This window comes from Blautia sp. BCRC 81119, from assembly GCF_003184505.1.
Taxonomy (GTDB): domain Bacteria; phylum Bacillota; class Clostridia; order Lachnospirales; family Lachnospiraceae; genus Blautia_A; species Blautia_A fusiformis.
On the sequence record NZ_QJHD01000001.1, the window covers coordinates 215,908 to 242,698 of the forward strand.

The following is a 26,791-nucleotide window of genomic DNA, read 5'->3' on the forward strand; positions in this document are numbered from 1 at the left end:
CTTTATTTTCCTTTCCTTTTATATAATTCACATATTTGTTTAATATGTATAATTCCAAAATAAATTCTATATTGATATAAAATACTCTTCATTTTATTTCTATTACTCATATATTTTCTATTTTCTCTATTGCCTGCGAATATCCAGGGTTTCTCCGAATATAATTTTTTCTTGATTATCTTTTTTTCTTTTCTACTCAAATCACACTGTGTATTTCCAATATAACAATCGTAAATTTTTTTTAGTTCATCCAGAATATGAATACTAAATGCAGATTTCATTGGTTCACTTTCAAAATTTATTTGTTTTCTAATACAAGGCAGCTCTTTTTCTATATTATAAAGCATTTTGGAATTGTACTTATGATTTGCTGAATTGTTATTCACATAATATAAATACCATATTCTTTCTACAAGCATTGTTTTTTTACACTTATCTAACAGTTGGAGATTCCATACTATGTCTTCTCCCATTTTTAACTCAGTATTAAATAAAGTATTTTCAGCTATCTCTCTTTTTATCAATCTTGTCCACGGTCCTCGTCCATAATATCCTTTCATATTTCCAAAATATTTTAACTCTCCAACTGAATTACATTTAAAACTTTCTTTTTCTATATCTGATATAATTCTATAATTTATAGGAATCTGTTTTTGCTTTTCTTCATTGAATTCTTCATTATCTAATAACGTATTACCTCCAATAAGAAAATCTACATTTTCTTTTTCACATAAATGTACCGCTTCTGAAAAAAAATATGGCACTAATACATCATCCGCATCTACAAATGTAAGGTATTTTCCTTTAGAATGTTTAATGCCTTCATTCCTTGCAGCGGATACTCCTAAATTGCTTTGTGTTATAACTTTTATTCGTTCATCAAGTCGAGCAATGTCTCTTATTTCGCTTCGAAACGACTCTTCGCTTCCATCATCAATTAAGAGTATCTCATAGTTCATATATTCTTGATTTAATACACTTAAAATGCATCTCTGCAAGATTTCTTTTTCTACGTTATAGCATGGAACAATTACACTTAAAAACATTTTTTTACCTCAATTGCTTATTTCATTTATAAATTTCTGATAGTTGTAGTCTGCATTAAATTTTTTATTCCAAAAATATCTAGCATCATTTCTATTTTTTTTATATTGGTATGAATCTAATTTGCAAAAATCTGTTATTTTTTTAGTCAATTCATTTGCTGTTATATTCTGAGATAAAAGAACCCCATTTTCTTTATCCCTAATTATCTCCTTCGTTCCCCCTGCATCTGTTGCGATGCACGGAATTCCAAAAGATGTTGCTTCCATAATTGATACAGGAATCCCTTCTGATGAACTTACATTCACGAATACATAGTAATTTTTATCCTGATATTGTTTCATTAATTCTGTGTTACTGACATTTCCTTTAAATTCATACTGAATATTGTCTCTCAGTTTGTCTTTTGCCATTTTTTTTATTTCATCCATTAAAATTCCATCCCCATAATGTGTCCACTTAATCGGGATAGCTTTAATTTGGGATAATGCATTTATCAATAAATCTAGTCTTTTTACCTTTGTCACTGTAGAACAGCTGACAATTTCATAACATTTATCATTGAAAAGATACTCCTTTTCTCCATGATCTATTGTTCCTAAGAATCTGGTATGCACTTTCTGTTTATATTGAGGAAATCTTTTTCTCAGATAATCGGTACCATGATCTGAACATGGATATATATTATCAATTTTTGAAAGAATTCCCTCTCTCATTGGTATATAATTCCCTTTATGTTCTTCTTCATAAAGATCATACCGATGTGCCCTGCTTACAATCTTACTGTTCAATTCCCATTTCTTTTTTAATAACATTGCCACATATGGCTGATATTCAAAACGATATGAATAAAATATTGACTCTTTATTCACATGTCCTTTCATTTTTTTATCTATTAGATCTGCTTCATAATGAGAACGACTGAAATAAACAAACATGTTTACAAAATTTCGCACAGATAATCTACGTGATTTCACCAAGCGTGCAAATTCTTTATATAAATTAATATCTGTCAGAGTCCTGAAACTATATAATAAATAGGTCTTATTTGACGCTTTCATAATTGGAATTACTTTCACATTGTTTCCAACAGTTCTTTTTCTTTTTAAGTGTTCTTTTCTGATCTGCAATGCAAAAATATATACTTCATCAAAGTTATCATAATATTTTATTTCTGTTTCCAAATAAGGCTCCCAATCTCCATAAGGAAAGGAATTTGTAAGCAAATACAGCGTTTTCATTAATCTTCCTCTTCTATCTTTTCTTAAAATCGTATACAGCTGGCCATTTATAATTTTTATAAACAGCCAGCTATACTGCAGTTCTCCTATTTGAGTTTTATTTCAATATTACTCATGATTTTATTGATTTTTGCTCTACACTCATCCAATGTAGAGTCTTTTACAATAATCTGGCCAATACAATCTGCTGAAAATACAAATTTTCGAATCTGATCTCCTGGTTTTTTAAAGAATGTTATTTCCAGAATATCTTCATCCATTTCTCCGGTATATTTGATATCTTCTAGGGTTCCACTTTCTTCTGTTGAAAGAATCATTCGTGCCAGTCCTGCCGTTGTTTTGGAATTTTTCTTTCTCCAATACTCCAACGGATTTTCTCCAACAGCCATTGCTGCGATCATTTTGTAATATTCGATTCCAAAGTTTATCTCCACCAGCTCTGGAAGACAGTTGGCGCCTACACGTCCGGTAAGCTCTATGACGTAGACTTTATTATCCCGGAGAATCAGATCCACATTTACTGCACAGTTATTTAATCCCAATGCCTTGATTGCGCTTTTTACTGCTATTTCTGTCTGTTTGTAAACATCTTCATCACAGTCAAGCGGAACATAATGGCCTACCGGTACTGCCGTATGACTCATATAAGTTTCGTCACCATGTGGCATAACAAAAAGCACCTCATTGTTATATACAAATGCCTGCGCACCAAATTCCCATCCTTCTATGAACTCTTCTACAATACAGTAAGATCTTTTTGTTAATCCCATTGCTGCATGAAATCCGTCATAGGCATCTTTTTCTGTTTTTGCTATGTAAATTCCATTGCTTCCTTGTAAATCCGTTGCTTTAATGATCACCGGTAATTTAATCTTATTCAGTGCGTTTTCTAATTCCTCTTCATTGGAAATTTCAAAATACTGTGCTGTACTTACACCATATTCCATAAAAGCTTTTTTCATTTTGGATTTATCATTACACATAATTGCTGCTTTTTCCGGAAGTCCTGTTAAGCCCAAAGAATCACAAGTTTTTCCAAGAGCTGAAATTCCTGTATCCAGACAGCAAGTAGCCACTCCGTCCAATTTAAGATTCGCTGCTTTTTTAGCAACCTCATCAGGATTTGCAATATTCATAAAGCACACTTCATCTGCCAGAGGAATTCCTGGAGGATTATTATCAGGCATGGTTCCTGCAATTGTTGTGATTCCCATCTCTTTTGCTGCTTTATACAGTCCGATCTGTCCTCTTCCAGCACCTAATACTAAAAGTCTTTTTCCTTCAACACCCATTTTTTCTTCTCCCTTCTAATTTGTATAAACATTTTTTCTGCATACTACAGTTTCAATTGTTTTAAAGAAAATCTTCAGATCACCCAGAAATGTTACTTTCTGTGCATATTTTGCATCCAGAGCCAGTTTGTCTTCCTGTGAAATATTATTTCGATAATAGGCCTGTGTATACCCTGTAATGCCTGGTTTTACTTTTAAACGATCTTTTCTTTTCTGGTCATACTCAGACAATGGTCTGTCTGTTGTTACTGGCCTTGGTCCGATCCAGCTCATGTCTCCTTTCAGAATATTAAATACCTGCGGTAGCTCATCAACTGAAATTTTTCTCATTAGCTTTCCGATTTTTGTTACTCTTGGATCATCTGCACTGTTAAAAGTTGAATTATCCTTATTTCTAATATCTGGCGCATTTACCTTCATGGAACGAAGCTTATACATATTAAAGATTGTCCCGTCTTTTCCCCTTCTCTTTGCCAGATAAAAAATCGTTCCCCTGTCCTCTAGCCAGATCAATGTCCCAAAAATAATACAGACTACTAATACGATCGGCAGTGCAATGACTGCAAATATAACATCCAAACCTCTTTTTATGTATCTTTCGTACATGAATTTATACTTCCCTTACTCCATTTCTATTTCTATTAAATCCAGCGCTTTTTCACATATTTCTACAGCCTTTTCAGCTGTATCTGCCTGCGCGATTACAAAGCCGCTACGATCTCCACTACTCTTTATGCCATTCATTTTTTCCCCGATCCCATGTACAACATAAATCTGTTTTACACCTGGAATCTTTCTGGCTTCTTCAAGTCCCCTGATATCTCTGATGAAACCTTGCTCAACTCTAAAATATCTTATAGCAGATGCTTTATGAAATTTAGGCTCTAAGTCTGCAGTTTCACCAAGTGCAATTCGTATACAACTTTCAACCATATCTACACCTGTGGAAAGAGGCGTAAGATAAGTCGTAATATTATCTCCTCCCAGCCGTGCTCCAAGCTCTACAACTTTAGGTCCATCCTTCGTTATTTTGATTTCTGTATGGGATGGTCCATTTGAAATACCAATTGCGTGATTCGCTGCAATAGCCACCTCCGCTATCTGCTTTTTTATTTCTTCTGTATGACCTGATGGCTGTGAATGTCCCATTTCTACAAAATATGGTGCATCTGTTGTCAGCTTATCTGTAATCTGAATAACATGGCATACGCCGTTGACACTTAAAGTTTCTACACTTACCTCTGGCCCTTCCATATACTCTTCAACCATGAGATCTCCGGACCTTGAAGATTCCTTACTGTAGTTATAAGCCTTTTCCACAGTTTCACTGTCATAATCTTTAAGCAGATTGATTCCCCGGCTTCCCGAATTATCTGCCGGTTTTATAATACATCGATAACCTGCTTCTTTTATTTTTCCTACTGCTTCCAAATATTCTTCTTTAGTAGATACTTTGTAAAATACAGGAATCGGAACACCTGCTTTTTTCAGTGCCTTCCGCATTTCCGCTTTATTTGTTGCTTTCACAGCTGTATCTGCACTAATTCCAATCAAATTCATTTCCCTTGCCACTGCTGCCACTGCTCTCATTGGCATATCTGTAGCAAGTGTCATGATTCCATCAATAGAATGTCTTTTTGCAGCTTTCACTATCTCAGGTATATCAATCGTGCTTATGATTTCTTTTTCGATTCCTTCTGTCTGAAAGCCTACTGCGTCGGGATTCATATCGACAACTACAACTTCCAGCCCCATTTCCTTTGCCTTTTTTATCGCTGGAAGCTGTAATATACTTGCTCCCAAAATCATGATTTTTTTCATTTAATATATTCCTTCACAATCCCCAAAAACATCTCAATCACATACTCCACTTCCTCATCCGTCAACTTCGTATGCAGCGGCAATGTGATCTCATTTTCAAATCGCTTATAAGCATTCGGGTAATCCTTGATATCAAATCCCATATTTTTATAAGCAGTCATCATTGGCAGTGGTTTGTAATGTACGTTGCAGGCAACACCTTTTTCTGCCATTTTGACGATGATCTCGTGTCTCTGCTCCAGAGTGATTCCCGGAATTCTGGTGATGTACAGGTGTCCGGAGGACTGATGCTCTTCGTTGTAATGATCCAGTACTTCGATGCCAAGTGGTTTAAATGCAGCATCATATCTGCTGATGATTTCTTTTCTTCTTGCAAGCAAATCTTTATATCGTTTCATCTGCGCCAGTCCGATTCCGGCAACTACATCGGTCATATTGCATTTAAACCAAGGTCCGATGATGTCATACTCCCAGGCGCCAAGCTGTGTTTTGGCAAGGGCATCCTTTGACTGACCATGAAGTGATAACAGCTGATACTGATGATAGATTTCTTCATTATCAATTCCTTCGATATCTCTCCATGCCACAGCGCCGCCTTCTGCTGTTGTAAAATTTTTCACTGCATGGAAGCTGAAGTTTGAAAAATCCGCAATGCTGCCCACTGGTTTTCCATGCCAGGTCGCACCAAATGCATGGGCTGCATCTGCCATTACGATAACTCTTCCGATTGCTTCCTGAAGCTTATTGGCTGGATGGAAAAGCTTCTTTTTCTCTTCTACGATAGAGAAGATCCTGTCATAGTCGCATGGCACTCCGCCAAGATCCACCGGAATGATCACTTTTGTTTTTTCTGTAATAGCTTCTGCCAGTTTGTCATAATCCATTTCCAGAGAATCTTCCTGTGTATCAATAAGAACCAGCTTTGCCCCGACATGACACACCACCGATGCACTTGCGGTATAGGTATAAGCGCAAGTGATCACTTCATCGCCTTCGTGGATTCCCAGAAGACGAAGTGTCATTTCCGCACATGCAGTCTGCGAATTCAGGCATACAGCTCTATTGGTGCCGCATAAATCCGCAACTTCTCTTTCCAGTTCTTTTGTTTTCGGTCCTGTTGTGATCCATCCGGATCTTAAAGCTTCTGCTACCTGTTCGATTTCTGCCTCTGTAATATCTGGCGGTGAAAATGGGATTTTCATTATTTCAACACTCCTTCGTTTTCGTATATATGTAAATTATTGACCAGTTATCAATTCTTCTCCGCAGCCACAGCCGCCTCACTCATCAGCTCCTCATACACCTTCTTATGCAGCTTCAGGTCGGAATCCGCAGAGTGATAGGTCGGTACGATCGCGGCTACGATGTCCCGGATCTTTTCGCTGTTGGCGTAGCCGTATGCTGCCAGGACTTCCAGCTGTTTGAAGAATTCCTGTACGTCCATTTCGATGGGTTTACCGATGTGGATGAGATCGTTTGGAGTTTTCTCCATGCCTTCTTCGGCCATCAGCTTTTCTTCGTAAAGCTTTTCGCCTGGGCGGAGACCGGTGTAGGTGACTTTGATGTCTACATCCGGTGTGTAGCCGGAAAGCTTGATCAGGTTCCGGGCAAGGGTGTCGATCTTTACCGGAGCTCCCATGTCCAGGACGAAGATCTCGCCGCCTTTGGCGTAGGTTCCTGCCTGGAGGACAAGGCTTACGGCCTCCGGAATGGTCATAAAGTAACGGATGATATCCGGATGTGTGACGGTGACAGGGCCGCCTTTTTCGATCTGGCGCTTGAACAGCGGGATCACGCTTCCGTTGCTTCCCAGAACGTTTCCGAATCGTACAGCTACGAATTCTGTGCCGGTTCCTGTTTTCGATGTATGGTTTGCACTTACATATGCCTGACCTTCGTTGTCGTGAAGTGCATCCAGGGTATCCTTTCTGTGTCCGCCAAGTCGTGGCAGCCAGTCGGTGTGTCCGTTGTGGCTGACCATGTTCATGCTCTGGACTACCATTTCGCAAAGTCGTTTGCTGGCACCCATGATGTTGGTCGGGTTTACGGCCTTGTCGGTACTGATCAGCACAAATCGCTGACAGCCATTCATCATTGCCGCATATGCAGTCTTATAGGTTCCTACCACATTGTTCTTGATCGCCTCACAGGGGCTGTTCTCCATCAGCGGTACGTGCTTATGTGCGGCTGCATGATATACGATTTCCGGCTTATAGGTTTCAAATACCCAGTTGATCCTTTTGCTGTCACGGACGGAGCCGATCAGTACCTTCAGGTTCAGGTTCGGATAACTGGCCTTCAGTTCCTGCTCAATGTCGTAAGCGTTATTTTCATAAATATCAAAGATCACCAGAAGCTCCGGCTCATGACCTGCGATCTGACGGCAGAGCTCACTTCCGATGGAACCGCCGCCTCCTGTTACCAGAATCCTTTTGCCCTTCAGATACTGAAAGATCTCAGACATGTTGACTTTGATGGTGTCTCGTCCGAGAAGATCCTCCACTGCTACTTTTTTCATCTTGCTCAGGGATACTTCTCCGTTTACAAGCTGATATACACCAGGAAGCTGCTTCAGCTCGCAGCCGGTTTCCTTGCAGATGTTCAGGATATCCCGCTTCTGATGCGGTGTTGCCGTCGGGATTGCAAGAAGGATCTGATTGATATGATACTTATCCACATTGAGAAAAATATCGTCTCTTCCGCCTACCACCGGAACGCCTTCCATGTATCTTCCCCATTTATTCGGATTGTCATCGATCAGGCAGCGTACTCTGGAATTGGTTTCCTTTGCATTCTGAAGCTCCCGGACAATGGTCCTTCCCGCTTCTCCTGCACCGATGATCATCACGTTTTTGCTCCGCTCCTCACGCTCGCTCTTTTCTCTGCGGTTCCGCTCAAGAAGTACAAAACGATAGGAGAAACGTACGCCTACAGTCAGGAAAAACTGCATCATGATACCGATCAGATAATAGGAAGCCGGCATCCGTCCCCAGAAGATCGTGATACCCACAATATGCAGAACGCCAGTGATCACAGTTGCAACCGTGATCTTGATCAGCTCATGGAAGCTTGCGAAACGCCATACACTGTTATACAGATGCATGCATCCGAATACTGCCAGGGTGATAATGGTATAGATTGGTGCAAAACTCCTCCATGCGGCAAAATAGTCTGTGGGAATCGAGGAATACCGAAAATCGAATCTCACCAGCAGCGCCATAAAATAAGAAAAATTAACAGCTATCATGTCATAGATGATCAGATATATCGCAATTACTTTCCAATGTTCTAACTTCTTCATACTTCCTCCGGTCTGTCTTACTGTTTCTGCATAATCCCTGATGTATTCTTCCTGCTCTTTGTCTTCTGTCTGCTTTTCCCTGGGACTTTGTTTTGCCAGTGCCAGAAGCAGGACCGAGAACGCAAGAAATACTACGATCAGCATGATCAATAAAATCTGCATTTTTTACTTCCTCTTTTATATTTATAACTTATCTAATTTATTTTTATCCCCGGACTGCGTCCCCGCAGCCCGGGTCATTATATTCAAATCTCAATATGTATGGATCATTTGGCGCCGCTTCCGCGGAAAACGACCATAACTGTCTTAACCAGGATCTCTATATCCAGCTTCAGACACCATTCGGCAATGTACTTTGTGTCAAGCTCTACGACTTCCTCGAAATCCGTAATATCACTTCGACCGCTTACCTGCCACATACCGGTAAGTCCCGGCTTGATGGCCAGACGTTTGCGATGGTGAAGCTCATACTTCTCCCACTCATCCATTGTCGGCGGTCTGGTTCCTACAAGACTCATATCTCCTTTCAGAATATTCCAGAACTGTGGAAATTCATCCAGGGATGTCTTTCGGATAAAATGTCCTACTCCTTTGATGATTCGTGGATCATCATCCATTTTGAACATCATTCCATCTTTTATGTTATTCTGTTTCATCAGTTCTTTTTTGCGTTCTTCTGCATCCATATACATGGAGCGGAATTTATAGATCTTGAACGGACGACCGTTCTTTCCCATGCGGACCTGTGAGAAAAATGCAGGACCCGGAGATTTGATCTTAATGGCCGGAACCAGAAAGATCGCTGCGATTCCTGTAAAAAGACAACCTACCAGACCGCCTGCGATATCCATAGCTCGTTTCACAAACATCTGGCGCGGTGTCACAATGTGGATACTGCTGGAAAGCACAGTGTATCCGCCAAGCTCCTCCACCACCTGGTTCTTGCCAAGGGATTTCATGGTTGCCAGTCTCATATGGATAACAACTCCCATTGCAGAACAATCCTTGATCATCTGCTCCGGGATCGGAATTTCCTTAGGCACTGCAAAAAATACTTCATCGATCCAGTTCTTATGGATATAGGAGATCATATCCTCCTTTCCGGCTACTACCGGCACTCCACAGACGGATGCTCCCTTCTTGTCACAATCCATAAAAACAATTCCTGCCAAATGATAGGTTCCGTAATTATTCTTGCGGATGGTTTCCACCACATTGTCTGCATTTTCACTGACTGTAACGATCAGCAGGGATCGCTTCTCGCTTTCTTCGTATCTGTGATCCTTCAGGAATTTCTTCAATGCCTGTCTGCCGCAGTAGCTGAAGCAGATATAAAGTACATAGGTGATCAGCAGGATCATTCTGGAATAATTGTTTCCAATTCTTAAAAGAAACATATATGCCAGGACCAGAAGACAGACCAGTGTACACTGTTCAAAGGTTTTCTTCAGTTCCACCAGCATTCCTCTTCGCAGAACTCCGCTGAAGCTTTCATTAAAAAATGTGACCATCAGCTGGATAAGAAACATCACCACTGCCACATTTCGATACAGCTCTGTCTCGTATGGCTGATCGATCCCGTTTCGGATCCAGTATGCAAGTACAAACGCAAGCTGCAGACACAACATATCGCAAATCGTAAAATCGGCATGTTTTACCCAGCTGCTGTTTTCTTTTTGATACATATTCTTTTCTACGCCTTCCCTCGCTTACATTTTTTGTTGCTTTTATCCCCTCTCCGGTATCTCAGGCACCTGGAGAGGGGATGATATTTATTTCACAACAATGGTAAGTACGGCTCCGTTGGAGCTGTTTCCACTGTTGTCTACTACATAATATGTAAGCTCGTAAGTTCCCGGTGCAGCTGTATTTACATCACCGGTGATCTGAATCCTTTTGAAAAGATCACTGGTTGACTCTGTATCATCCTGGATATCCTTTACATAGCTTAATTTATCCAGCGTAGTTCCTACCGGTACCTCTACGTAATATGTAGTCAGATACATCTTTGGATCCTGCGGAGAAAGCTGCTCGATCTTGTCTTCCTGTGTCTTCTGCGCCTGTTCCTCCGGAGTCAGTTCTCCTTCTGCGGAATCTCCGCTTTCAGCATCTGTGCTGTCTGCTTCTGTCCCATCCTGCATATCTGTCTCTTCTGCAGGCTCTGTGGTATCTGTGGAATCTCCGTCCTCTGTGAGACCGTCATTATCGATCAGTCCCAGCTGCGGATTTTCGGCACTGCCGTCCTGAGCTTCCATGGTAAATTCTTTTTTTGTTACATTGTTGTTTTTGTCCTTTGCAACAAAGATAACAGAAACCTGTTTTCCGTCATTCTTCGGATATATGGTTTCTACAGTAAGAGACTCTGTAACATCTCCATCTCTGTCATCCTGTGCCTTTACATCCTTCAGAAGATCCTCTTCTGTCATATCGGATGTATAATTCGTATCTTTTCCCTCTTCAAATGTGATCTTCGGTCCTTCATTATCCTCGGAGCTCTTCATGTATACTACACCGGCTCCCATACCAAGGCAGATGACCACTAATAAAAACACAAAAAATTTCTTCATATTTTTGCTGCTCCCGGCCTTTCCCAACACTTTGATCCGTTGTTGTTATTTTTATGCGTGACGTTTCTTTTTCTTTTTGGATTTCTTGCCCATTTTGGAAGAGTATGGGATTGTACCAAGTACGCTTAATCCAAGATATTTCTCTACGTCTTCCGGTGTCTTTACAGTATCGTTTGTCAGATATACGATGATCACAACAGCTGCTGCCAGAAGGATACCCAGAAGTCCGCCGATCACACCGTTTTTCGGTACACTTGGGCTTGATGGCTCATCCGGGATGTTTGCTGTCTCTACCACATTTACTGCCTTGATATCCATAACCTGCTGGATATGCTTGGAAGCAATATCTCTTACTGCGTTTGCGATCTCTGCCGCTGTATAAGGATCGGTATCTGTAACTGTGATGGATACTACTCGTGTATCCGTTGGTGTATCTACGGAAAGCTTCTTAAGAAGCTTCTCATGTGTCATATCCAGTTTCAGCTGTGCGATCACACCCTCAGTAACTGTACGGCTCTTGATCAGCTCCGCATAGTCCTTGGTCAGTGATGTACTTGTCTGGATATCCTGATTGGTCAGTGTGCTGCTGTCCTGCTTGGACAGTACCACGATCTTGGTTGTGGATTCATACTTCGGTGTGATCAGAAGCATGGTTCCCATAACAGCTGCCAGGCAGAAAACAATACCGGATAAAACGATAACACCCAGCTTGCTCAGTAACAGGTGAAATACCTCACCAAGATCGATCTCTACTTCGTCGTTGTTGTTAACAGTCTGATTTTCCATTTCTTTTCTCCATTACCCTGTGATTTTCCGGGGATTTTTGATAAAGATCTTCTTTACATATTCGCTCCCCATTGTTTTTTCCATTTTGGCGACACATTTGCCGATCTCCGGGATACGCTCCGTCTTACGGTGTCCGTCAGAACCGACAAAATCCAGAAGCCCATGCTTCATGACTTTCCGTGCAAAGGTTTTTGCCCCGAATCCGTCCTGACCGCTGATGGTATCTGCGTTGACCTGGATATGTGCTCCCATATCCTTCAGCTCTGTCAAAAATCCAATATCGTTCCGGGTAGCCTTATAACGTTCCACATGAGCGATGATCGGGATAAAACCATTCATCAGAAGACTTCTGACCCGTTCTTCAATATAATTTTTCTCATCTCCGTTGCTGAATTCCACAAGCACATATCTGGAACCTGCAAGGGTAAGCCGCCGTCCCTTCTTAAGGCATTCCACCATATCCATACTGGAATGGAGTTCACAGCCCAGATAAAGTCTCATGCCTTCATCACCAATATTCATGGCTGCTCTACGCAGCTGCATGAACTGTCTTGTCACAATGTTCATATGCGGCTCAAACATATCGTACCGGAAATGTGGTGTCAGGATCACATGACGTACGCCCTCCTGATACTCCTTGTTGAGCATCCAGAGTGATTCTTCCATGTTTCTTGCACCGTCATCCACCCCGGGGAGGATATGACAATGAATATCATAAAGTCCCTTCATTAAAATAACCCACTCATTTCTGTTGTCAATGTTTTTTTATTTACTGCTGCTCTCACCATAATCTCCGTAGGAACCATACTTACCGTACTTGCCGTATTTACCATACTTGCCATAGTGACCGTAATTGCCGGCCTTGCTGTAGTCCACCTTGTTCAGGATGGTTCCCAGGATCGGGCAGTTGCTCTTGGCAAGCTGATCTCTTACTTCCTGTACAAAACGGTAGCTGATGGTACCGGATTCAACGACGATTACAGATCCGTCGCAGGAATCTGCTATGATAGCACTGTCGATGATCAATCCAAGCGGCGGTGTATCTACAATAACGTAATCATAAACATCTCTTACCACGCGGATCATATCCTTGAAGAGTCTGTTTCCGAGAAGCTCTGCCGGGTTCGGAGGTACGATACCGGAGAAGATAATATGGAACTTCGGAAGTGTAGTGGCACAGATCACGTCAGAAAGCTTGGCCTGCTTGGAAAGATAATGAGCAAGTCCCATTACCTCCTGGTCTACTGTCACACGTCCCATCAAAACGGATTTACGCAGATCGGCATCGATCAGAAGCACTGATTTGCCGCTCTCAGCAAGAGAGGCAGCAAGATTAAATGCCACACTGCTCTTTCCCTCATTAGGAGTACAGCTGGTAAGTGCGATCACTTTCTTATCTGCTCCGCAGAACTGGATATTTGTTCGCAGAGCTTTATAAGCCTCATCCATCTGGTGATCAGACTTCCAGTTGCTCAGTTTAACTTTAATCATAATTCCTTTTCACCTTTACCTTTATGTTCTATCTGATGACAGTCTTGCCCTTTGGGCATGTCTATAGGTTATTATACAATCCTATTTTCTAATACGCAAGTTCTTTATTCGACAGAAAAGTCGTTAAATATGTACAATTTGCCTAATTTTTATTATTTTTTATTTCCCGTCCCAGAAACAGGATAGATTATTTTTATTCCCTGTGTTAAAATAAACCCACGGCAATGAGTGCAGCGGTTACAGGAGGAGCCCTATTTTTTGCCAACCGTGATTGGCTGCCATAAGGAGGATATAAACATATGACAAAACAGGAATTTCAGAAACTGACCGAAGATCATGTCCTGCTGCTGGATGGTGCTACCGGCTCCAACCTGATGAAGGCCGGCATGCCGCGTGGTGTCTGCACAGAGAGCTGGGTGCTTGAGCACAAGGATGTGATCCAGTCTCTGCAGAAGGCATACATCGAGGCGGGAAGCCATATCATCTATGCGCCTACCTTCGGAGGAAACCGCATTAACCTCACTATGCACGGACTTGAGGATCAGATTGAACAGATCAATCATACCCTGGCCGGCTATTCAAAGGAGATCGCACCGGAGGGTGTTTTCGTAGCAGGTGATATCACCACCACAGGCAAGATGATGGCACCGGCCGGTGACATGACTTACGAAAAAGCCTTCGAAGTCTATCAGGAACAGATCGGCTATCTCCGTGATGCAGGTGTGGACCTGATCGTAGCGGAAACCATGATCAATATCGAGGAGACACTGGCTGCTGTAGACGCCTGCCAGAGTGTCTGCGAGCTTCCTATCATCTGTACCGTGACTGTAGAAGCAGACGGAAGTATCTTCAGCGGCGGAAATGCCATAGAGGCTGCCATGTCCCTGGAAGCTGCAGGTGCAGACGCTGTCGGCATCAACTGCTCGGTTGGCCCGGATCAGCTGGTATCGGTTATCCGCAATATCAAGGAGAACGTTTCCATTCCGGTCATTGCCAAACCCAATGCGGGAATGCCCCAGATCGATGATCTTGGAAATGCAGTTTACAGCATGACCCCTGCGGATTTTGCAGGTTATATGAAGGTGCTGGTGGACAACGGTGCTTCCGTGATCGGCGGATGCTGTGGTACCACACCGGAGTTTATTTCGGAAACCGCCCAGGTGCTTGGACTTCGATAACTTTAACCGGAACAGATATGCTTCCACGCACTGCTTCAATTTAGAACAGCAATAAGCCGTGAGTGAAAGATTCCGTCAAAAAATTCCTGAGGATCCTATGTGAGATATCAACAGATATCAACATAGAAATTCTCAGGATTTTTATTTTTCCGGATATTATTTCTCTTTTACTGCTTCTTCCGGCCGGTTTGCCTCATCCGCATAGGAGCTGCGGATCGCTTTTCGCACTGGAAGTACACAGGCAGGAACAACGGAAAGGCCGTCCACTCCCATCTGGATAAAAGCTTCTGTAAGATTGGAATCTGCTGCCAGCTCTCCGCATATGTAAACTTCACATCCTGACTTATGTCCTGCCTCTGTTACCATGCGGATCATCTTTACAAGCGCCGGATGATGATCATTGTATTTATCCTTCAAAAGAAGATTCTGCCGGTCCATAGCCAGGGTATACTGGGTCAGGTCATTGGTTCCTAGGCTCAGAAAATCCACACGTTTTCCAAGTTCTTCACTGATCATGACCGCTGCCGGTGTCTCGATCATAATTCCGGTACGGATGTTTTTGTAAGGAATGTTCTTCTCATCCAGGCCCTTTTTTACCTCACGGATCAGCTTCTCGATCTCATCCAGCTCATCCTCGGACGTGATCATCGGATACATCAGGTTGATATTTCCATAGGCACTTGCACGGTAAATAGCCCGAAGCTGCGCTTTGAACATTTTTTTGCGATCAAGGCAGAGGCGGATGCCGCGGTTTCCCATCATAGGATTGACCTCATCAGGAATTGCCATATATTCTGCCTGACGGTCTGCCCCCAGGTCCACGGTACGGATCACTGCCGGACGTTCATCCATATCCTCGGCTACTTTTTTATAGGCACGGAACAGCTCATTCTCTCTTGGATAATTCTCTCTTCCGAGATACTGGAATTCACTTCGAAGAAGGCCGATACCTGCTGCTCCGTAATAAAGAACCGTATTCAGATCATCCAGATTTCCGATGTTTGCCAGAAGCTTGATCTCCTTGCCATCGGCTGTGATATCCTTCTGGTTCCGAAGTCTCAAAAGTTCTTCCCGCTCTTCCTTATCTGCTGCATGACGGATCTCATATTCCTTAAGAAGCTCCGGCTCCGGATCGATATACAGTGTTCCTGTATACCCATCTACAATAGCCATATGGCCATCCCATTCTTTCTGTATCTCCACCTCGACCAGGGTGGGGACTTCCATGGATTTTGCCATGATCGATACATGGGAAATAACAGACCCCTGATGCATGACTACCGCCAGAAGACTGGCTTTGTTCATCTCCAGAAGTTCATTGGGGGAAAGCTGCTCTGCTGCAAGGATCACCGGCTCATCTCCCAGATTGATCCGTGCATGGGAGCCACCCATGGCGCCGATCAGCAGCTCGGAAATCTCCCTGATATTTTCGATCTGTTCTTTGACAGCCTCGTCCTCCAGCTTGCGGAACACATTTGCAAGCTCATCCCTGGTTGTCTGGACTGCGTAAGCTGCACTGACCTTTTCTGTCGTGATCATGCTTTCCACGGCCCGCTGGAAGCTTCCGCCACTTAAGAGCTTCAGCTGACGTTTCAAGGTCAGCTCCTGCTCTTTGGGGAGGGGTGCTCCGTTTTTATACATATGCTGGATCTGGTTCTTTACCGCTGTTCTTGCATTATCCAGACGATCCAGCTCCTTTTTTACATTGTCTACCATGGACTGACGGATCTGATATTCGCCTCTGTGGTAATACAGTATTTTTCCAATGGCTATTCCGGAAAAAGCGGATGTGCCTTTGTATATCTCCACCTGAAAAACCCCCTTACTGGTCCGTCTGCTTAATCGCAGGCAGCTTTAAACTCTGTCCAGATCTTATTGTATTCCTGCTCTGCTTCCTGGCTTACATTCTGTACGATCTCACCCTTTGTCACGCTGTCCGGAACAACCAGGCTCTCGTCTACCAGATCATCTGCTGCCTTGTTTGTATTGTAGTATCCGATATAGTTGATGCACTGTGCAGATACTTCCGGCTCCAGGATATAATTGATAAATTCATTGGCAGCCTTCGCATTCGGTGCTTCACTTGGCACAAACATTCCCATAATACCAAATCCAAGACCTTCCTCCGGATAAACCACCTTAAGATCCGGATTATCCTTCAGCGCCTGTGTTACCTGTGATGTATAAAGAAATGCCACACTTGCCTCTCCGTTGAGAAGGGCATTCTGTGTATTGTCATCCTGGATCATACGAATGTTCGGTGCCAGCTCTTTCAGCTTCTCACCTGTCTTGTCGATCACGGCTACATCTTCTTCGTTCATGCTCTCTCCCATGGAAAGCTGTGTGATGCCACAGATCACGCGGTAATTACCTACGATGGCAATGCTGTCCTCCAGAGACTTATCCCAGAGATCCTTGTATCCTTTAATGTCGATATCTACCTGCTCCGGATCATAAACGATCAGTGGGATTCCTGCTCCGTAAGGTACTGTATATTCGTCATCCGGATCATAAAACTGTCCCTGATAAAGGGGGTTGATGTTCTTAAAATTGGAAACGGTATCCTTGTCGATCTTCTGGACAAGTCCCTCTTTTACCGCGCTGTCGATAATGTAATCATCTGCAATTACCACATCGTAATCGCCGCCCTTTGCCTGGGAAAGCTTCTCAAGCATGGTCTCATCGGTATCAAAGTTGGAATATACCACCTTGGTCCCTGTTTCTTTTTCAAAATCATCCAGCACTTCCTGTGGAAACATTCCGTCCCATGTATAAAGTACCAGTTCATCCTTATCCTTTGCACTGACACTGACACCTGTTATCATAGATGTTCCAAGTACCGCACATAACATGATCGCTGCTGCTTTTTTTACTTTCATAGAACCTCCTTCATGTCTCTCTGACGTCTTGTTATTTTGCTTTTACCTTTGTCCAAAGCTCTGCGAATTTCTGCTTGATCTTTGGCTTCTGGTATCCGAAGATCTCATTCTTTGGATTGTCGATCTGCGGAATATAGGAAGAAATTCCCTCATAAGTTCCGTTCTTCATCTCCTCGAATGCACTCTTTACAGTAGAAGTATATCCTACTTCTTCGGTATTGGAAAGAGCATTTTCATCATCCAGCATAAAATTGATGAACTCATGAGCCAGATCTACTTCATTGCAGTCCTTGGTGATGACCATGGCATCATACCAGGTATTGGTTCCCTGCTGCGGAGTATAATAGCCAAGCTCCGGATTTTCGCTGATAATATAGGAAGCATCTCCGGAATAAACAACCGCCATTGCCTTGTTTCCTGAGATCATGTTGTCGATCACATCATCACCTGCATAGATCGGATCCATGGTATCTCTCTGCCGGATCAGCCACTCATAAGCCTGCTGGATCTCATCAAGATTTTTTGTGTTCATGGAATACCCCAGCGCCTTCAGGGCGATCATAAAGGAATCCCTTTCGGAATCATACATATAAAGATCTCCCTTATATTTTTCATCGCAGAGAATATTCCAGCCCTCTTTGTCAAGATCCTCCTGAGAGACTACATTCTTATTATAAAGGATTCCTACAGTTCCCCAGAAATACGGACAGGAATAACGATTTCCCGGATCATAGTCCTTATTCTGTACCTCGGGAAGAAGATTTTTGCTGTTTGGGATTTTTTTCCAGTCAAGGGCCTGAAGATATTCCTCCTTGATCAGTCTTTCGATCATATAATCTGACGGAACCAGAACATCGTAGGTTTCACCACTGGCCAGCTTGGTGTACATCATCTCATTGGACTCGAAGGTTTCATATACAACAGTACAGTTATACTGCTTCTCAAATTTGTCCAGAAGACTCAGGTCCATATATTCTCCGGCATTATATACACGAAGCACGTGGTTTCCCTGGCTTACAATCGTCCACTTTCCCAATACCAGAACAACCGCAGCAGCTGTGACAACCGCAACGATCCTTCTTTTTTTCGGATCCATTTTTTTCACGGTGGAGGCCTGAAGCTTCGGCATGATCAGATTTGCAAAAAGAAGCACCAGTACAATGACCACGATCACAATAGTAGAAAGGGCGTTGATGGTGGGATTGATGCGCTTTGTCATATTATATACAACAATGGATATATTTTTTACTCCGTTTCCGGAAACAAAGTAGGAAATTACGAAATCGTCAAAGGACATGGTAAAGGCCAGGAGCGCTCCCGCAAAAATCCCTTCTTTGATCATGGGCACGATAACCTTGGTAAGTGCCTGATATGGCGTTGCACCAAGATCCATGGCTGCATTGGCAAGGTTCGGATCCAGGCTTCGTACCTTCGGATATACACTGGTGATCACATAGGGCGTACAGAATGCGATATGTGCCAGCAGCATGGTCAGATAGCCTTTCGTCATTCCCAGCGAAGAAAACAGCAGCATCAGACCAATCGCGGTTACGATCTCCGGATTCAGAATTGGAAAGTTATTGATGGTAAGGACCATCTCCTTCAGCACCTTTCTGGATTTTGAAAGTCCGATGGCTGTGATGGTTCCCAGCACTGTGGAAATAACAGTTGCCAGAATTGCCACTGTGACCGAAACATAAACTGCCTTACTGATCTCCATGTTGTTTATCAGCTCTCCGTACCAGCGCAGGGAAAATCCTGTAAATCTGGTCAGGGACTTGGATGAGTTAAAGGAAAAGATCATGGTCACAAGGATCGGCAGGTAAAAAAATGCCAGACACAGCACTACATATAATTTTGAAAATATGGTATTTTTTCTTTTCATCTCCTGCCTCCTTTAATCGTCCTGAGTATCCATCTTCTTCATCAGGCTCATAAAGATCAGAATGATCACTGCCAGGATCAGAGAGATGGCACTTCCGAAGTTCCAGTCACCTACAGAAATAAACTGTGACTCGATGAGATTACCGATCAGCATGTACTGGCCGCCGCCGAGAAGCTTCGGAATAACGAAGGTTGATATGGACAGAAGGAATACCATCATGATACCATTGACCACACCTGGCATGGAAAGCTTCCAGGTGATCCTCCAGAAGGTCTGGAAGGGATTGGCACCAAGGTCGTTGGCCGCTTCGATCAGTGACTTGTCCATTTTACTTAAGGATGTATGGATCGGAATGATCATAAAGGGCATAAAGTTACAGACAAGGCCCACGATAACGGAAAAATCTGTATACATCATGGTGATCGGTGAGATTCCCAGCATTTTCAGAAGGTTGTTCACCAGACCATTGTCAGAAAGAATGTTCATCCATGCATAGGTACGGAGAAGCATGTTGATCCACATGGGAATGGTGACCATAAGGATCAGAAAGCTCTGCACCTTTTCGGAATATTTGGAAATAATGTATGCCAGCGGATATCCGCAGACCAGGCAGATTAGTGTGGTCAGGATACCCAGGCGGAAGGATTTCAGGATAACACTTAAATATGTAGCTTCCAGAAATTTTGCAAAATTCGCCCATGTAAAATGCAGGGTCAGAACTTCATTTCCATCTGAGGTAAATGCATAAAGCACGATCAGGATCAATGGTACCACGATCAGGATCGAAGCCCAGATGATATACGGCTTGATCAGATGCTTGAACTGTTTCATTAGTATCCTCCCATTCTGCACATAACATGGATATCCTCAGGACCAAACTTCAGTCCCACTTCACGTCCCACTTCTGCATAATCGGTAGTATGCACCATGTATGTGCGAAGCTCCGTCTCGACCAGGATCTCATAATGCACGCCCTTGAACGTAATGTTCCGTACAGTTCCTCTGATCTTGGCCTGATCCGGTTCCACAATATCCAGATCCTCCGGGCGGAGAACAACCTCAATGGCTTCGTTGTCCTCAAATCCCTTGTCTACACATTCAAAACGGAAGCCATCAAACTCCACAAGGAAATCCCTGATCATCGTTCCTTCTATAATATTGGACTCTCCGATAAAGCCGGCAACAAAACGGTTCTCCGGCTCATTATAGATATCTGTCGGGCTGCCGATCTGCTGGATCTCACCGTTGTTCATGACTACTACCGTATCAGACATGGAAAGTGCCTCCTCCTGGTCATGGGTAACATAGATAAAGGTGATTCCTACCTCTCTCTGGATCTTTTTCAGCTCGATCTGCATCTGCTTACGGATCTTGGCATCCAGTGCGCCGAGTGGCTCATCCAGCAGAAGAACCTTCGGCTCATTGACAAGAGCTCTGGCAATGGCAACTCGCTGCTGCTGTCCACCAGAAAGAAGTGTAACATCTCTTTTTTCGAAGCCTTCCAGCCCTACCATTTTCAGCATTCTTTTTACCTTCTGCTCAATAACAGATTTATCTACCTTTTTCAGATTCAGGCCGAAACCGATATTGTCCATAACATTGAGATGCGGAAACAATGCATATTTCTGGAATACCGTGTTGATCTCTCTTTTATATGGAGGCAGCTTGGAGATCTCAATTCCGTTAAACAGTACCTCTCCGCCGCTTGGCTCCTCAAAGCCGGCAATGATCCTTAAGGTTGTTGTCTTTCCACAGCCGCTGGGTCCCAGAAGCGTAAGGAATTCGTTTTCGTGAATGTCCAGATTAATGCCCCGGAGCACCTGCTGGTCATCAAAGTTTTTTGTGAGATTTTTTAACTCGATCAGTTTATTGCTCATCTTTTATATTCCCCTTCCCGCGTTTTCCTGCGATCAGATATACTGCCAGTACCAGAAGGATCACTCCCAGCATTATGGTACAAAGTGCATTGATCTCCGGCGTAACGCCTGTTTTCATCTGTGTGTAAACTTTTATCGGCAGCGTGGATACACGTGGCCCGGTTACAAAAATACTGATCACCACATCGTCCATGGACATGGCAAAGGCCAGCAGAGAACCGGATATAACAGCCGGCATGATCAGCGGCAGGGTAATGTCCCAGAAGGCCCGAAAGGAACCGGCACCAAGATCTCTGGCTGCCTCTTCCAGGGACGGATCCATTCCCACAAGCCTTGCTTTTACCTCCATCAAAATATAGGGCACGCAGAAAACCGTGTGTCCGATCAGAAGTGTCAGCATTCCAAATGGCAGGTTCAGCATATAGAAAAATGCCATCAGTACCATTCCCAGAATGATTTCCGGGATCATCAGAGGCAGGATGGAAATATACTCCATCACCCCTTTTGTTTTCCAGTGGATCCTGGAAAGTCCTACAGCCCCCAGTGTTCCGATCACTGCAGATACCCCACAGCTGGACACCGCCAGGATCAAACTGTTTTTCAATGCCTGGATCAGATCCCTGTCCTGAAACAGTTCCTGATACCATTTCAGGGAAAATCCGGTAAAGCGCACCGGAAGTCTTGCTTCATTAAACGAAAATACCACTACCACACCAATGGGCAGATACATAAGGAAAAACAGGATTCCCAGGTACAGTCCTGAAAGCTTTGAGTTCTTTTTCATCCGATTCCCTCCAGTTCCTTCACATTGGTAAGCTTCCGATATAATACGATCATCAGAGTTGTCAGTATCATCAGTACCACAGCCAGTGCTGCGGCAAAGGGCCAGTTATTGCCTCTTGTCATCTGCTCCTGGATCAGACTTCCCACAAGTACGATCTTGTTTCCGCCCAGGATATCCGCAATAAAAAACAGACCCATAGACGGAATAAAGGTAAGTATCACTCCGGAAAGAAGTCCCGGCAAAGTCAGCTTAAAGGTGACGCTCCAGAAAGCCTTCCATCTGCTGGCTCCAAGGTCTCTGGCAGCTTCCACAAGGGACCAGTCCAGCTTTTCCGCACTGGAATATACGGACAGTGCCATAAACGGCAGCAATACATAGATCATACCGATCACGATCGCAGGATAGCTGTACAGGATTTTTAAGGGCTCCTGGATGATGCCAAGCTTCATCAGCAGATAATTCAGAAGGCCCTTTTTCTGGAGAATGATGATCCAGCCATAAAGACGGATCAGGGAATTCACCCAGAAAGGCAGCATCAGGAAAAGCATGGCCAGCTTCTTTTTGCCCTCGGAAAGCTTTGCCATAAAGTATCCGAATGGGTAGCCCACCAGACAAATGATCAAAGTGCTGGTGAGCGCAAGGCGGAAGGATCCCGTAAAGGTCTGCAGGTATACAGGCTCCAGGATCTGCTTGTAATTATCCAGAGTAAATTTCCAGTTCACGCCGTAGCCGCCGTCTGCTGTGGAAAAGCTCAGTGCAGCTACATACAGAAGAGGCAGTGCGACGAAGATCAGTGTAAAAAGATACAGCGGCAGGATCATCCATACGGAGCCTGCTCTGTGCTTACGCATGAGTACCTCCTACACAGGGACCTGACTGATCCGGCAATACTTCTTCTGATCTTTCTTCCCGATCTACCAGCACTGCATCTGTAGGAAGAAAACAGCAGCGCACCTTTTCTCCTACACTGACATTTGTATCAATGCCGTAACGGCTTGCCACGATTTCCTGACCTTCCGAAATTTTCAAAACAACACGGAGCTGGCCGCCGGCGAAGGTTTTTTCAATGACTTCGGCGGTTAAGCCATCGCAGCTGTCCTCTGTGTGTTTTTCTGCGGGCTCCTGTACACTCTTTTGTGTGTTTTCTGATGTGCAATTCGGCGTGCTTTGTTGTGCATTTTTTTTATTTTCCTCAAACCGGATATTTTCGCTTCTTACTGCGATGGTAACCTTTTCTCCTTTTTGCGGAAAAAATCCTCTGTCAGATGTAGCTGCGGTGTCCATTGATACTTTTACTTTTCCGGCATCAGTTCTTACGGTGATCTGAGCGGAAGTACCGTCAATCTCCTCTTCCGCAATGCTTTCCACAATACCGGTCAGGATATTGGCATTTCCAACAAAGGTTGCCACATAGCTGGTCTTCGGATGATTATAGATCTCATCCGGCGTCCCAATCTGCTCAAAGCGACCGTGGTTCATCACAGCAATCGTATCAGACATGTTGATGGCTTCTTCCTGATCGTGAGTGATATAGATAAAGGTGATCCCCAGCTTCTTCTGCAGGCGCTTCAGCTCGTGCTGCATGGCACGCCTCAGCTGCAGATCCAGTGCACCAAGGGGTTCGTCCAGAAGAAGTACCTCCGGATTGTTCACAAGTGCTCTGGCTATGGCCACACGCTGGCGCTGACCGCCGGAAAGCTCTGACGGCTTACGCCTCTCAAAGCCCGGAAGCTGAACAAGCTCCAGCATTTCTTTGACTCTTCTGCTGATCTCCGCTTTCGATGTTTTTTTCAATTTCAGCCCATATCCAATGTTATCTGCTACATTCATATGGGGAAAAAGTGCATAATTCTGGAACACTGTGTTCACATTGCGCTGATTCGGTTCCAGGGATGTCACATCCTTTCCATCCAGAAAAACCTGGCCGGAATCTGGCTGTTCCAGGCCTGCAATGATCCGCAGTGTAGTGGTTTTTCCACAGCCGGAAGACCCCAGCAGAGTGACAAATTCTCCTTTTTTTGCTGTAAGACAGATGCTTTCCAGGACGTCCTCACCTTCCTGGAAGCTCTTTTTTATGTTTTTCAATTCTAATGAAATTTCGGACATTTAGTTCTCCTTCTGTTTGCTATGATATCCGCCCCCTGCATGGGATTTTCTGATTCGGTTAACTACTCATTTTCATGAAAATTATCTCGTATATACTGACAATAAGTTTCTTTATTAAATACAGGTTTAAATTCCTGACAGATTTTTTTTGCTTCTTTTGCCTGATCACAGAGAAGACGATACGTAGTCAGTGCCAGAAGCTTGGCTGGTTTGATATATGCCAGTTCTTCATCCATGATCTTAAAATCTGCTCCGTGAAGTTTTCCCGCAAATCCTCCAAATGTAAAATTCAGCACTGGAAACAGATGGGTCAGGTCTCCTACGTCGGTACAGGCGTTGTTAAAATCTGCCGGCTTTGAACATCGGTATGAAGCATCCAGAAGCTTTACGGATTCTTCCATCACTTTATCCGCACCTCTGTGCAAGATCGGCATATATCCCTGAAGCGGTTCTCTTTCGATCGTACCACCGAATGCATAGGCAGCTCCGTCATAGGCACGGTCCATTTTTTCCTGTGTTGCCCGGATCGCATCCAGAGACGCTGCACGGACTTTTGTTTCGATCACCGCTTCGTCTGGAACTGCATTGATCACATCTCCGGCTTTTCGGATCACGTTGTGAAGACGCACATGGTCTTCCTCCCGGAACGTTTCCCGCATCAGTCCCATCATCTGAATGGCACTGGAAGTAATACTTAATGCATTGACACCATCCCATGGATCAATGGCTGCATGTGCGGCTTTTCCTCTTACTGTCACTCGTTCTGCGGAAAATCCATTGCAGGCCGCATTCCCCAGGTAAAAATCTTCTTCTACCGGCATCATGTGCACATGTGTGGTCAAAATAATGTCTGAATGATCAAATTCTCCAAGCCGGATCAGTTCGCTTTTTCCGGATGCAGGAAAGCCGATTCCCTCTTTCCGAAGCCATGCACGTTTATCTGCATCAATGTATTCTTCCGCCGGAACGGCAAAAAAAGATACGGACCCAGACAGAGAGGCTTGAACCTCCTCATTGGTCAGTGCCAATGCTGCGCCGATCATGGCTGCAATCTGTGCGTGGTGTCCGCATGCATGTGCTGTCCCGTTGGCGGGATCAGCCATCGGATGCGACTTACATCCGATGGCGTCAAGTTCTCCGATAATCGTAATGTTCGGTCCGTCCTGTTCCATCCACTCAGCGCGGACTCCTGTGCGTGCAAGTCCTCCATGCACACGAAGTCCCAGGCCACGCAAAAAAGCCGCTACGTGTGCGGCTGTTCTCTCCTCATAAAACCCTGGTTCCGGATGACTCTGGATATCCTTCGCAAAGGCTATGATCTCATCTCTGTGTTCATCTATAGTCTGAATGATCTTTTCTTCAATATGATTCATGTCTTATAACCTCCATTTTCCGCAGGTTAAGCTATATGATATCATAAAACAGTTGATTTGGAAATAGATATTTTCTGGAGATATTTCGCTACTCCGTCGTTTTCATTGGAACCGATGATCCCGGTTGCCACAGCTTTCAGTTCACTCACTGCATTTTCCACTGCATAGGCTTCATCCGCTATTTTAAACATATCAATATCATTTTTTCCATCACCAAAAACAACTAATCTGTCACATTCCAGTTTTTGTTTTAGCTGCAAAGCAGCCTGCGCTTTGGATGCTTTTTGTGGCATGATCTCCAGCCACTGTTCTCCTGTGTAGATGCCCTTCTGATAAACAACATGATATTTATTTTTATATTTATGATAAAATGGTTCCAGCTTCTCCGGATTATCAATGCAGGTGATATAAAAAAGATCTCCATACATCAGTTCAGATTCTGTAGTTACAATATTCGTGCGTTTGTCGCCCTTCCGGCTGTTTAAAAATGTCTGCATTCCACTTGTTGCCTTTGCCGCTATATAAGAAAACTTTTCAACATTATCCTGATATGAATATATGATCGGATATATTTCGTGTGCAAAAAGATCCCTCAATACCTCATATATATCCTCTTCAAAATAATTGGCAATGAGAATTTCCTCTGTTATATTATCTTTCACAAATGCCCCATTGTATATAATAAGAGGAAAGTGTGTGTTAAGGCCTTCTGTTACTTTTTTTGCCGTATTTAAGGAACGAGCTGTTGCATAGGAAAATAACATGCCTGAAGAAGTTAAAGCATTGATTGTTTTTATTGTATATGAAGATAAAGTTTCATTTTTTCGTAAAAGAGTTCCGTCGAGATCTGATACATATAGTGTTTTCATAAATAAATCCTTTCGTTTTACTATGGACTGTAGATAGGGAAACTTTTTTCAGTTGACAGGGAAATTGATGATAAAATATTTCTTTATTATAGCACAAAAAAAGTGGCTGTTTAAGCCACTTTTTTACGATTGTATATTCAAAACTACATACATGTTCTGTTGATGATCGTTAATCTTTTTTGAATCAATTCTTAACCTGCGTTTCTTGGTCAAGCCCTCACCCGATTAGTAACAGTCAGCTCCATGTGTTACCACACTTCCACCTCTGCCCTATCTACCTCGTCGTCTTCAAGGGGG

At 43.4% G+C, this 26,791-nt stretch carries 23 protein-coding genes and 1 rRNA gene; 1 reads left to right on the top strand and 23 read right to left on the bottom strand.

Features of this window, described 5'->3' with window-relative positions; genetic code table 11:
* Positions 1-2 precede the first annotated feature (2 nt).
* The 12 genes from DMI82_RS00940 to DMI82_RS00995 form a co-directional block, all read right to left on the bottom strand.
* The gene (locus tag DMI82_RS00940) at positions 3-1,046 is read right to left on the bottom strand and encodes a glycosyltransferase family 2 protein (protein WP_092069224.1); all 1,044 of its coding nucleotides are present in this window, start codon (positions 1,044-1,046) and stop codon (positions 3-5) included.
* A 9-nt stretch (positions 1,047-1,055) separates the two neighbouring features.
* Positions 1,056-2,285 carry a glycosyltransferase gene (locus DMI82_RS00945; protein ID WP_110102084.1) on the bottom strand — a complete coding sequence of 410 codons (1,230 nt, stop codon included), beginning with the start codon at positions 2,283-2,285 and terminating at the stop codon, positions 1,056-1,058.
* Between the two features lie 86 nt (positions 2,286-2,371).
* Positions 2,372-3,577 carry an ATP-grasp domain-containing protein gene (locus DMI82_RS00950; protein WP_015525698.1) on the bottom strand — a complete coding sequence of 402 codons (1,206 nt, stop codon included), beginning with the start codon at positions 3,575-3,577 and terminating at the stop codon, positions 2,372-2,374.
* A 15-nt stretch (positions 3,578-3,592) separates the two neighbouring features.
* Positions 3,593-4,183, bottom strand: a complete 591-nt coding sequence (locus tag DMI82_RS00955; RefSeq protein WP_015525697.1) for a sugar transferase — start codon at positions 4,181-4,183, stop codon at positions 3,593-3,595.
* A gap of 15 nt (positions 4,184-4,198) precedes the next feature.
* Complete coding sequence (locus tag DMI82_RS00960) at positions 4,199-5,398, bottom strand: ATP-grasp domain-containing protein (RefSeq protein ID WP_110102086.1); 1,200 nt, start codon at positions 5,396-5,398, stop codon at positions 4,199-4,201.
* Positions 5,395-6,600 (bottom strand): DegT/DnrJ/EryC1/StrS family aminotransferase, encoded by a 1,206-nt coding sequence (locus tag DMI82_RS00965; protein WP_110102088.1) that lies wholly within the window; start codon positions 6,598-6,600, stop codon positions 5,395-5,397. Before DMI82_RS00965 ends, DMI82_RS00960 begins: the two co-directional genes overlap by 4 nt.
* A gap of 50 nt (positions 6,601-6,650) precedes the next feature.
* Positions 6,651-8,699: a polysaccharide biosynthesis protein gene (locus tag DMI82_RS00970; RefSeq protein ID WP_334293976.1), complete on the bottom strand. Its 2,049-nt coding sequence runs from the start codon at positions 8,697-8,699 to the stop codon at positions 6,651-6,653.
* A 266-nt stretch (positions 8,700-8,965) separates the two neighbouring features.
* Positions 8,966-10,384: a sugar transferase gene (locus DMI82_RS00975; RefSeq protein WP_022426286.1), complete on the bottom strand. Its 1,419-nt coding sequence runs from the start codon at positions 10,382-10,384 to the stop codon at positions 8,966-8,968.
* An 87-nt stretch (positions 10,385-10,471) separates the two neighbouring features.
* Positions 10,472-11,266 (bottom strand): immunoglobulin-like domain-containing protein, encoded by a 795-nt coding sequence (locus tag DMI82_RS00980; protein ID WP_022426287.1) that lies wholly within the window; start codon positions 11,264-11,266, stop codon positions 10,472-10,474.
* A 51-nt stretch (positions 11,267-11,317) separates the two neighbouring features.
* Positions 11,318-12,052 carry a YveK family protein gene (locus DMI82_RS00985; protein ID WP_110102089.1) on the bottom strand — a complete coding sequence of 245 codons (735 nt, stop codon included), beginning with the start codon at positions 12,050-12,052 and terminating at the stop codon, positions 11,318-11,320.
* A 12-nt stretch (positions 12,053-12,064) separates the two neighbouring features.
* A complete protein-coding gene (locus tag DMI82_RS00990) occupies positions 12,065-12,781 on the bottom strand; it encodes a CpsB/CapC family capsule biosynthesis tyrosine phosphatase (RefSeq protein ID WP_015525687.1) in 717 nt (238 codons plus the stop codon).
* A gap of 36 nt (positions 12,782-12,817) precedes the next feature.
* Complete coding sequence (locus tag DMI82_RS00995) at positions 12,818-13,543, bottom strand: polysaccharide biosynthesis tyrosine autokinase (protein WP_015525686.1); 726 nt, start codon at positions 13,541-13,543, stop codon at positions 12,818-12,820.
* 299 nt (positions 13,544-13,842) lie between these two features.
* On the opposite strand from DMI82_RS00995, the gene DMI82_RS01000 reads away from it, so the two are divergent.
* Positions 13,843-14,721 carry a homocysteine S-methyltransferase family protein gene (locus tag DMI82_RS01000; protein WP_022426289.1) on the top strand — a complete coding sequence of 293 codons (879 nt, stop codon included), beginning with the start codon at positions 13,843-13,845 and terminating at the stop codon, positions 14,719-14,721.
* Between the two features lie 156 nt (positions 14,722-14,877).
* On the opposite strand, the gene ptsP is transcribed toward DMI82_RS01000, so the two are convergent.
* From ptsP to DMI82_RS01055, 11 genes are all read right to left on the bottom strand, one after another.
* Entirely contained in the window at positions 14,878-16,530 is a 1,653-nt protein-coding gene (gene ptsP / locus DMI82_RS01005) for a phosphoenolpyruvate--protein phosphotransferase (RefSeq protein ID WP_022426290.1), read from the bottom strand.
* 29 nt (positions 16,531-16,559) lie between these two features.
* Entirely contained in the window at positions 16,560-17,600 is a 1,041-nt protein-coding gene (locus tag DMI82_RS01010; RefSeq protein WP_110102094.1) for a polyamine ABC transporter substrate-binding protein, read from the bottom strand.
* Positions 17,601-17,631: 31 nt separating this feature from the next.
* Positions 17,632-19,485 (bottom strand): extracellular solute-binding protein, encoded by a 1,854-nt coding sequence (locus DMI82_RS01015; protein ID WP_110102095.1) that lies wholly within the window; start codon positions 19,483-19,485, stop codon positions 17,632-17,634.
* A 12-nt stretch (positions 19,486-19,497) separates the two neighbouring features.
* Positions 19,498-20,316, bottom strand: a complete 819-nt coding sequence (locus DMI82_RS01020) for an ABC transporter permease (protein ID WP_015525682.1) — start codon at positions 20,314-20,316, stop codon at positions 19,498-19,500.
* Complete coding sequence (gene potA, locus DMI82_RS01025; protein ID WP_015525681.1) at positions 20,316-21,362, bottom strand: spermidine/putrescine ABC transporter ATP-binding protein; 1,047 nt, start codon at positions 21,360-21,362, stop codon at positions 20,316-20,318. Before potA ends, DMI82_RS01020 begins: the two co-directional genes overlap by 1 nt.
* Complete coding sequence (locus DMI82_RS01030) at positions 21,352-22,146, bottom strand: ABC transporter permease (protein WP_022426292.1); 795 nt, start codon at positions 22,144-22,146, stop codon at positions 21,352-21,354. Before DMI82_RS01030 ends, potA begins: the two co-directional genes overlap by 11 nt.
* A complete protein-coding gene (locus DMI82_RS01035; RefSeq protein WP_110102097.1) occupies positions 22,143-22,997 on the bottom strand; it encodes an ABC transporter permease in 855 nt (284 codons plus the stop codon). Before DMI82_RS01035 ends, DMI82_RS01030 begins: the two co-directional genes overlap by 4 nt.
* Positions 22,990-24,252 carry an ABC transporter ATP-binding protein gene (locus tag DMI82_RS01040; RefSeq protein WP_110102099.1) on the bottom strand — a complete coding sequence of 421 codons (1,263 nt, stop codon included), beginning with the start codon at positions 24,250-24,252 and terminating at the stop codon, positions 22,990-22,992. The genes DMI82_RS01035 and DMI82_RS01040 overlap by 8 nt, the downstream gene beginning before the upstream one ends.
* A gap of 62 nt (positions 24,253-24,314) precedes the next feature.
* Positions 24,315-25,625, bottom strand: coding sequence for an amidohydrolase (locus DMI82_RS01045; RefSeq protein ID WP_110102101.1), 1,311 nt, complete (start codon positions 25,623-25,625; stop codon positions 24,315-24,317).
* A gap of 41 nt (positions 25,626-25,666) precedes the next feature.
* Complete coding sequence (locus tag DMI82_RS01050) at positions 25,667-26,494, bottom strand: HAD family hydrolase (protein ID WP_110102102.1); 828 nt, start codon at positions 26,492-26,494, stop codon at positions 25,667-25,669.
* 205 nt (positions 26,495-26,699) lie between these two features.
* Positions 26,700-26,791: ribosomal RNA gene (locus tag DMI82_RS01055) — 23S ribosomal RNA — on the bottom strand; the annotation flags it as partial.

What these genes read in the sequence shown, in the direction of transcription:
- DMI82_RS00940 (WP_092069224.1), bottom strand. Translation starts at nt 1,046, where the DNA reads ATGTTTTTAAGTGTAATTGTTCCATGCTATAACGTAGAAAAAGAAATC.
- DMI82_RS00945 (WP_110102084.1), bottom strand. Translation starts at nt 2,285, where the DNA reads ATGAAAACGCTGTATTTGCTTACAAATTCCTTTCCTTATGGAGATTGG.
- DMI82_RS00950 (WP_015525698.1), bottom strand. Translation starts at nt 3,577, where the DNA reads ATGGGTGTTGAAGGAAAAAGACTTTTAGTATTAGGTGCTGGAAGAGGA.
- DMI82_RS00955 (WP_015525697.1), bottom strand. Translation starts at nt 4,183, where the DNA reads ATGTACGAAAGATACATAAAAAGAGGTTTGGATGTTATATTTGCAGTC.
- DMI82_RS00960 (WP_110102086.1), bottom strand. Translation starts at nt 5,398, where the DNA reads ATGAAAAAAATCATGATTTTGGGAGCAAGTATATTACAGCTTCCAGCG.
- DMI82_RS00965 (WP_110102088.1), bottom strand. Translation starts at nt 6,600, where the DNA reads ATGAAAATCCCATTTTCACCGCCAGATATTACAGAGGCAGAAATCGAA.
- DMI82_RS00970 (WP_334293976.1), bottom strand. Translation starts at nt 8,699, where the DNA reads ATGAAGAAGTTAGAACATTGGAAAGTAATTGCGATATATCTGATCATC.
- DMI82_RS00975 (WP_022426286.1), bottom strand. Translation starts at nt 10,384, where the DNA reads ATGTATCAAAAAGAAAACAGCAGCTGGGTAAAACATGCCGATTTTACG.
- DMI82_RS00980 (WP_022426287.1), bottom strand. Translation starts at nt 11,266, where the DNA reads ATGAAGAAATTTTTTGTGTTTTTATTAGTGGTCATCTGCCTTGGTATG.
- DMI82_RS00985 (WP_110102089.1), bottom strand. Translation starts at nt 12,052, where the DNA reads ATGGAAAATCAGACTGTTAACAACAACGACGAAGTAGAGATCGATCTT.
- DMI82_RS00990 (WP_015525687.1), bottom strand. Translation starts at nt 12,781, where the DNA reads ATGAAGGGACTTTATGATATTCATTGTCATATCCTCCCCGGGGTGGAT.
- DMI82_RS00995 (WP_015525686.1), bottom strand. Translation starts at nt 13,543, where the DNA reads ATGATTAAAGTTAAACTGAGCAACTGGAAGTCTGATCACCAGATGGAT.
- DMI82_RS01000 (WP_022426289.1), top strand. Translation starts at nt 13,843, where the DNA reads ATGACAAAACAGGAATTTCAGAAACTGACCGAAGATCATGTCCTGCTG.
- DMI82_RS01010 (WP_110102094.1), bottom strand. Translation starts at nt 17,600, where the DNA reads ATGAAAGTAAAAAAAGCAGCAGCGATCATGTTATGTGCGGTACTTGGA.
- DMI82_RS01015 (WP_110102095.1), bottom strand. Translation starts at nt 19,485, where the DNA reads ATGAAAAGAAAAAATACCATATTTTCAAAATTATATGTAGTGCTGTGT.
- DMI82_RS01020 (WP_015525682.1), bottom strand. Translation starts at nt 20,316, where the DNA reads ATGAAACAGTTCAAGCATCTGATCAAGCCGTATATCATCTGGGCTTCG.
- potA (WP_015525681.1), bottom strand. Translation starts at nt 21,362, where the DNA reads ATGAGCAATAAACTGATCGAGTTAAAAAATCTCACAAAAAACTTTGAT.
- DMI82_RS01030 (WP_022426292.1), bottom strand. Translation starts at nt 22,146, where the DNA reads ATGAAAAAGAACTCAAAGCTTTCAGGACTGTACCTGGGAATCCTGTTT.
- DMI82_RS01035 (WP_110102097.1), bottom strand. Translation starts at nt 22,997, where the DNA reads ATGCGTAAGCACAGAGCAGGCTCCGTATGGATGATCCTGCCGCTGTAT.
- DMI82_RS01040 (WP_110102099.1), bottom strand. Translation starts at nt 24,252, where the DNA reads ATGTCCGAAATTTCATTAGAATTGAAAAACATAAAAAAGAGCTTCCAG.
- DMI82_RS01045 (WP_110102101.1), bottom strand. Translation starts at nt 25,625, where the DNA reads ATGAATCATATTGAAGAAAAGATCATTCAGACTATAGATGAACACAGA.
- DMI82_RS01050 (WP_110102102.1), bottom strand. Translation starts at nt 26,494, where the DNA reads ATGAAAACACTATATGTATCAGATCTCGACGGAACTCTTTTACGAAAA.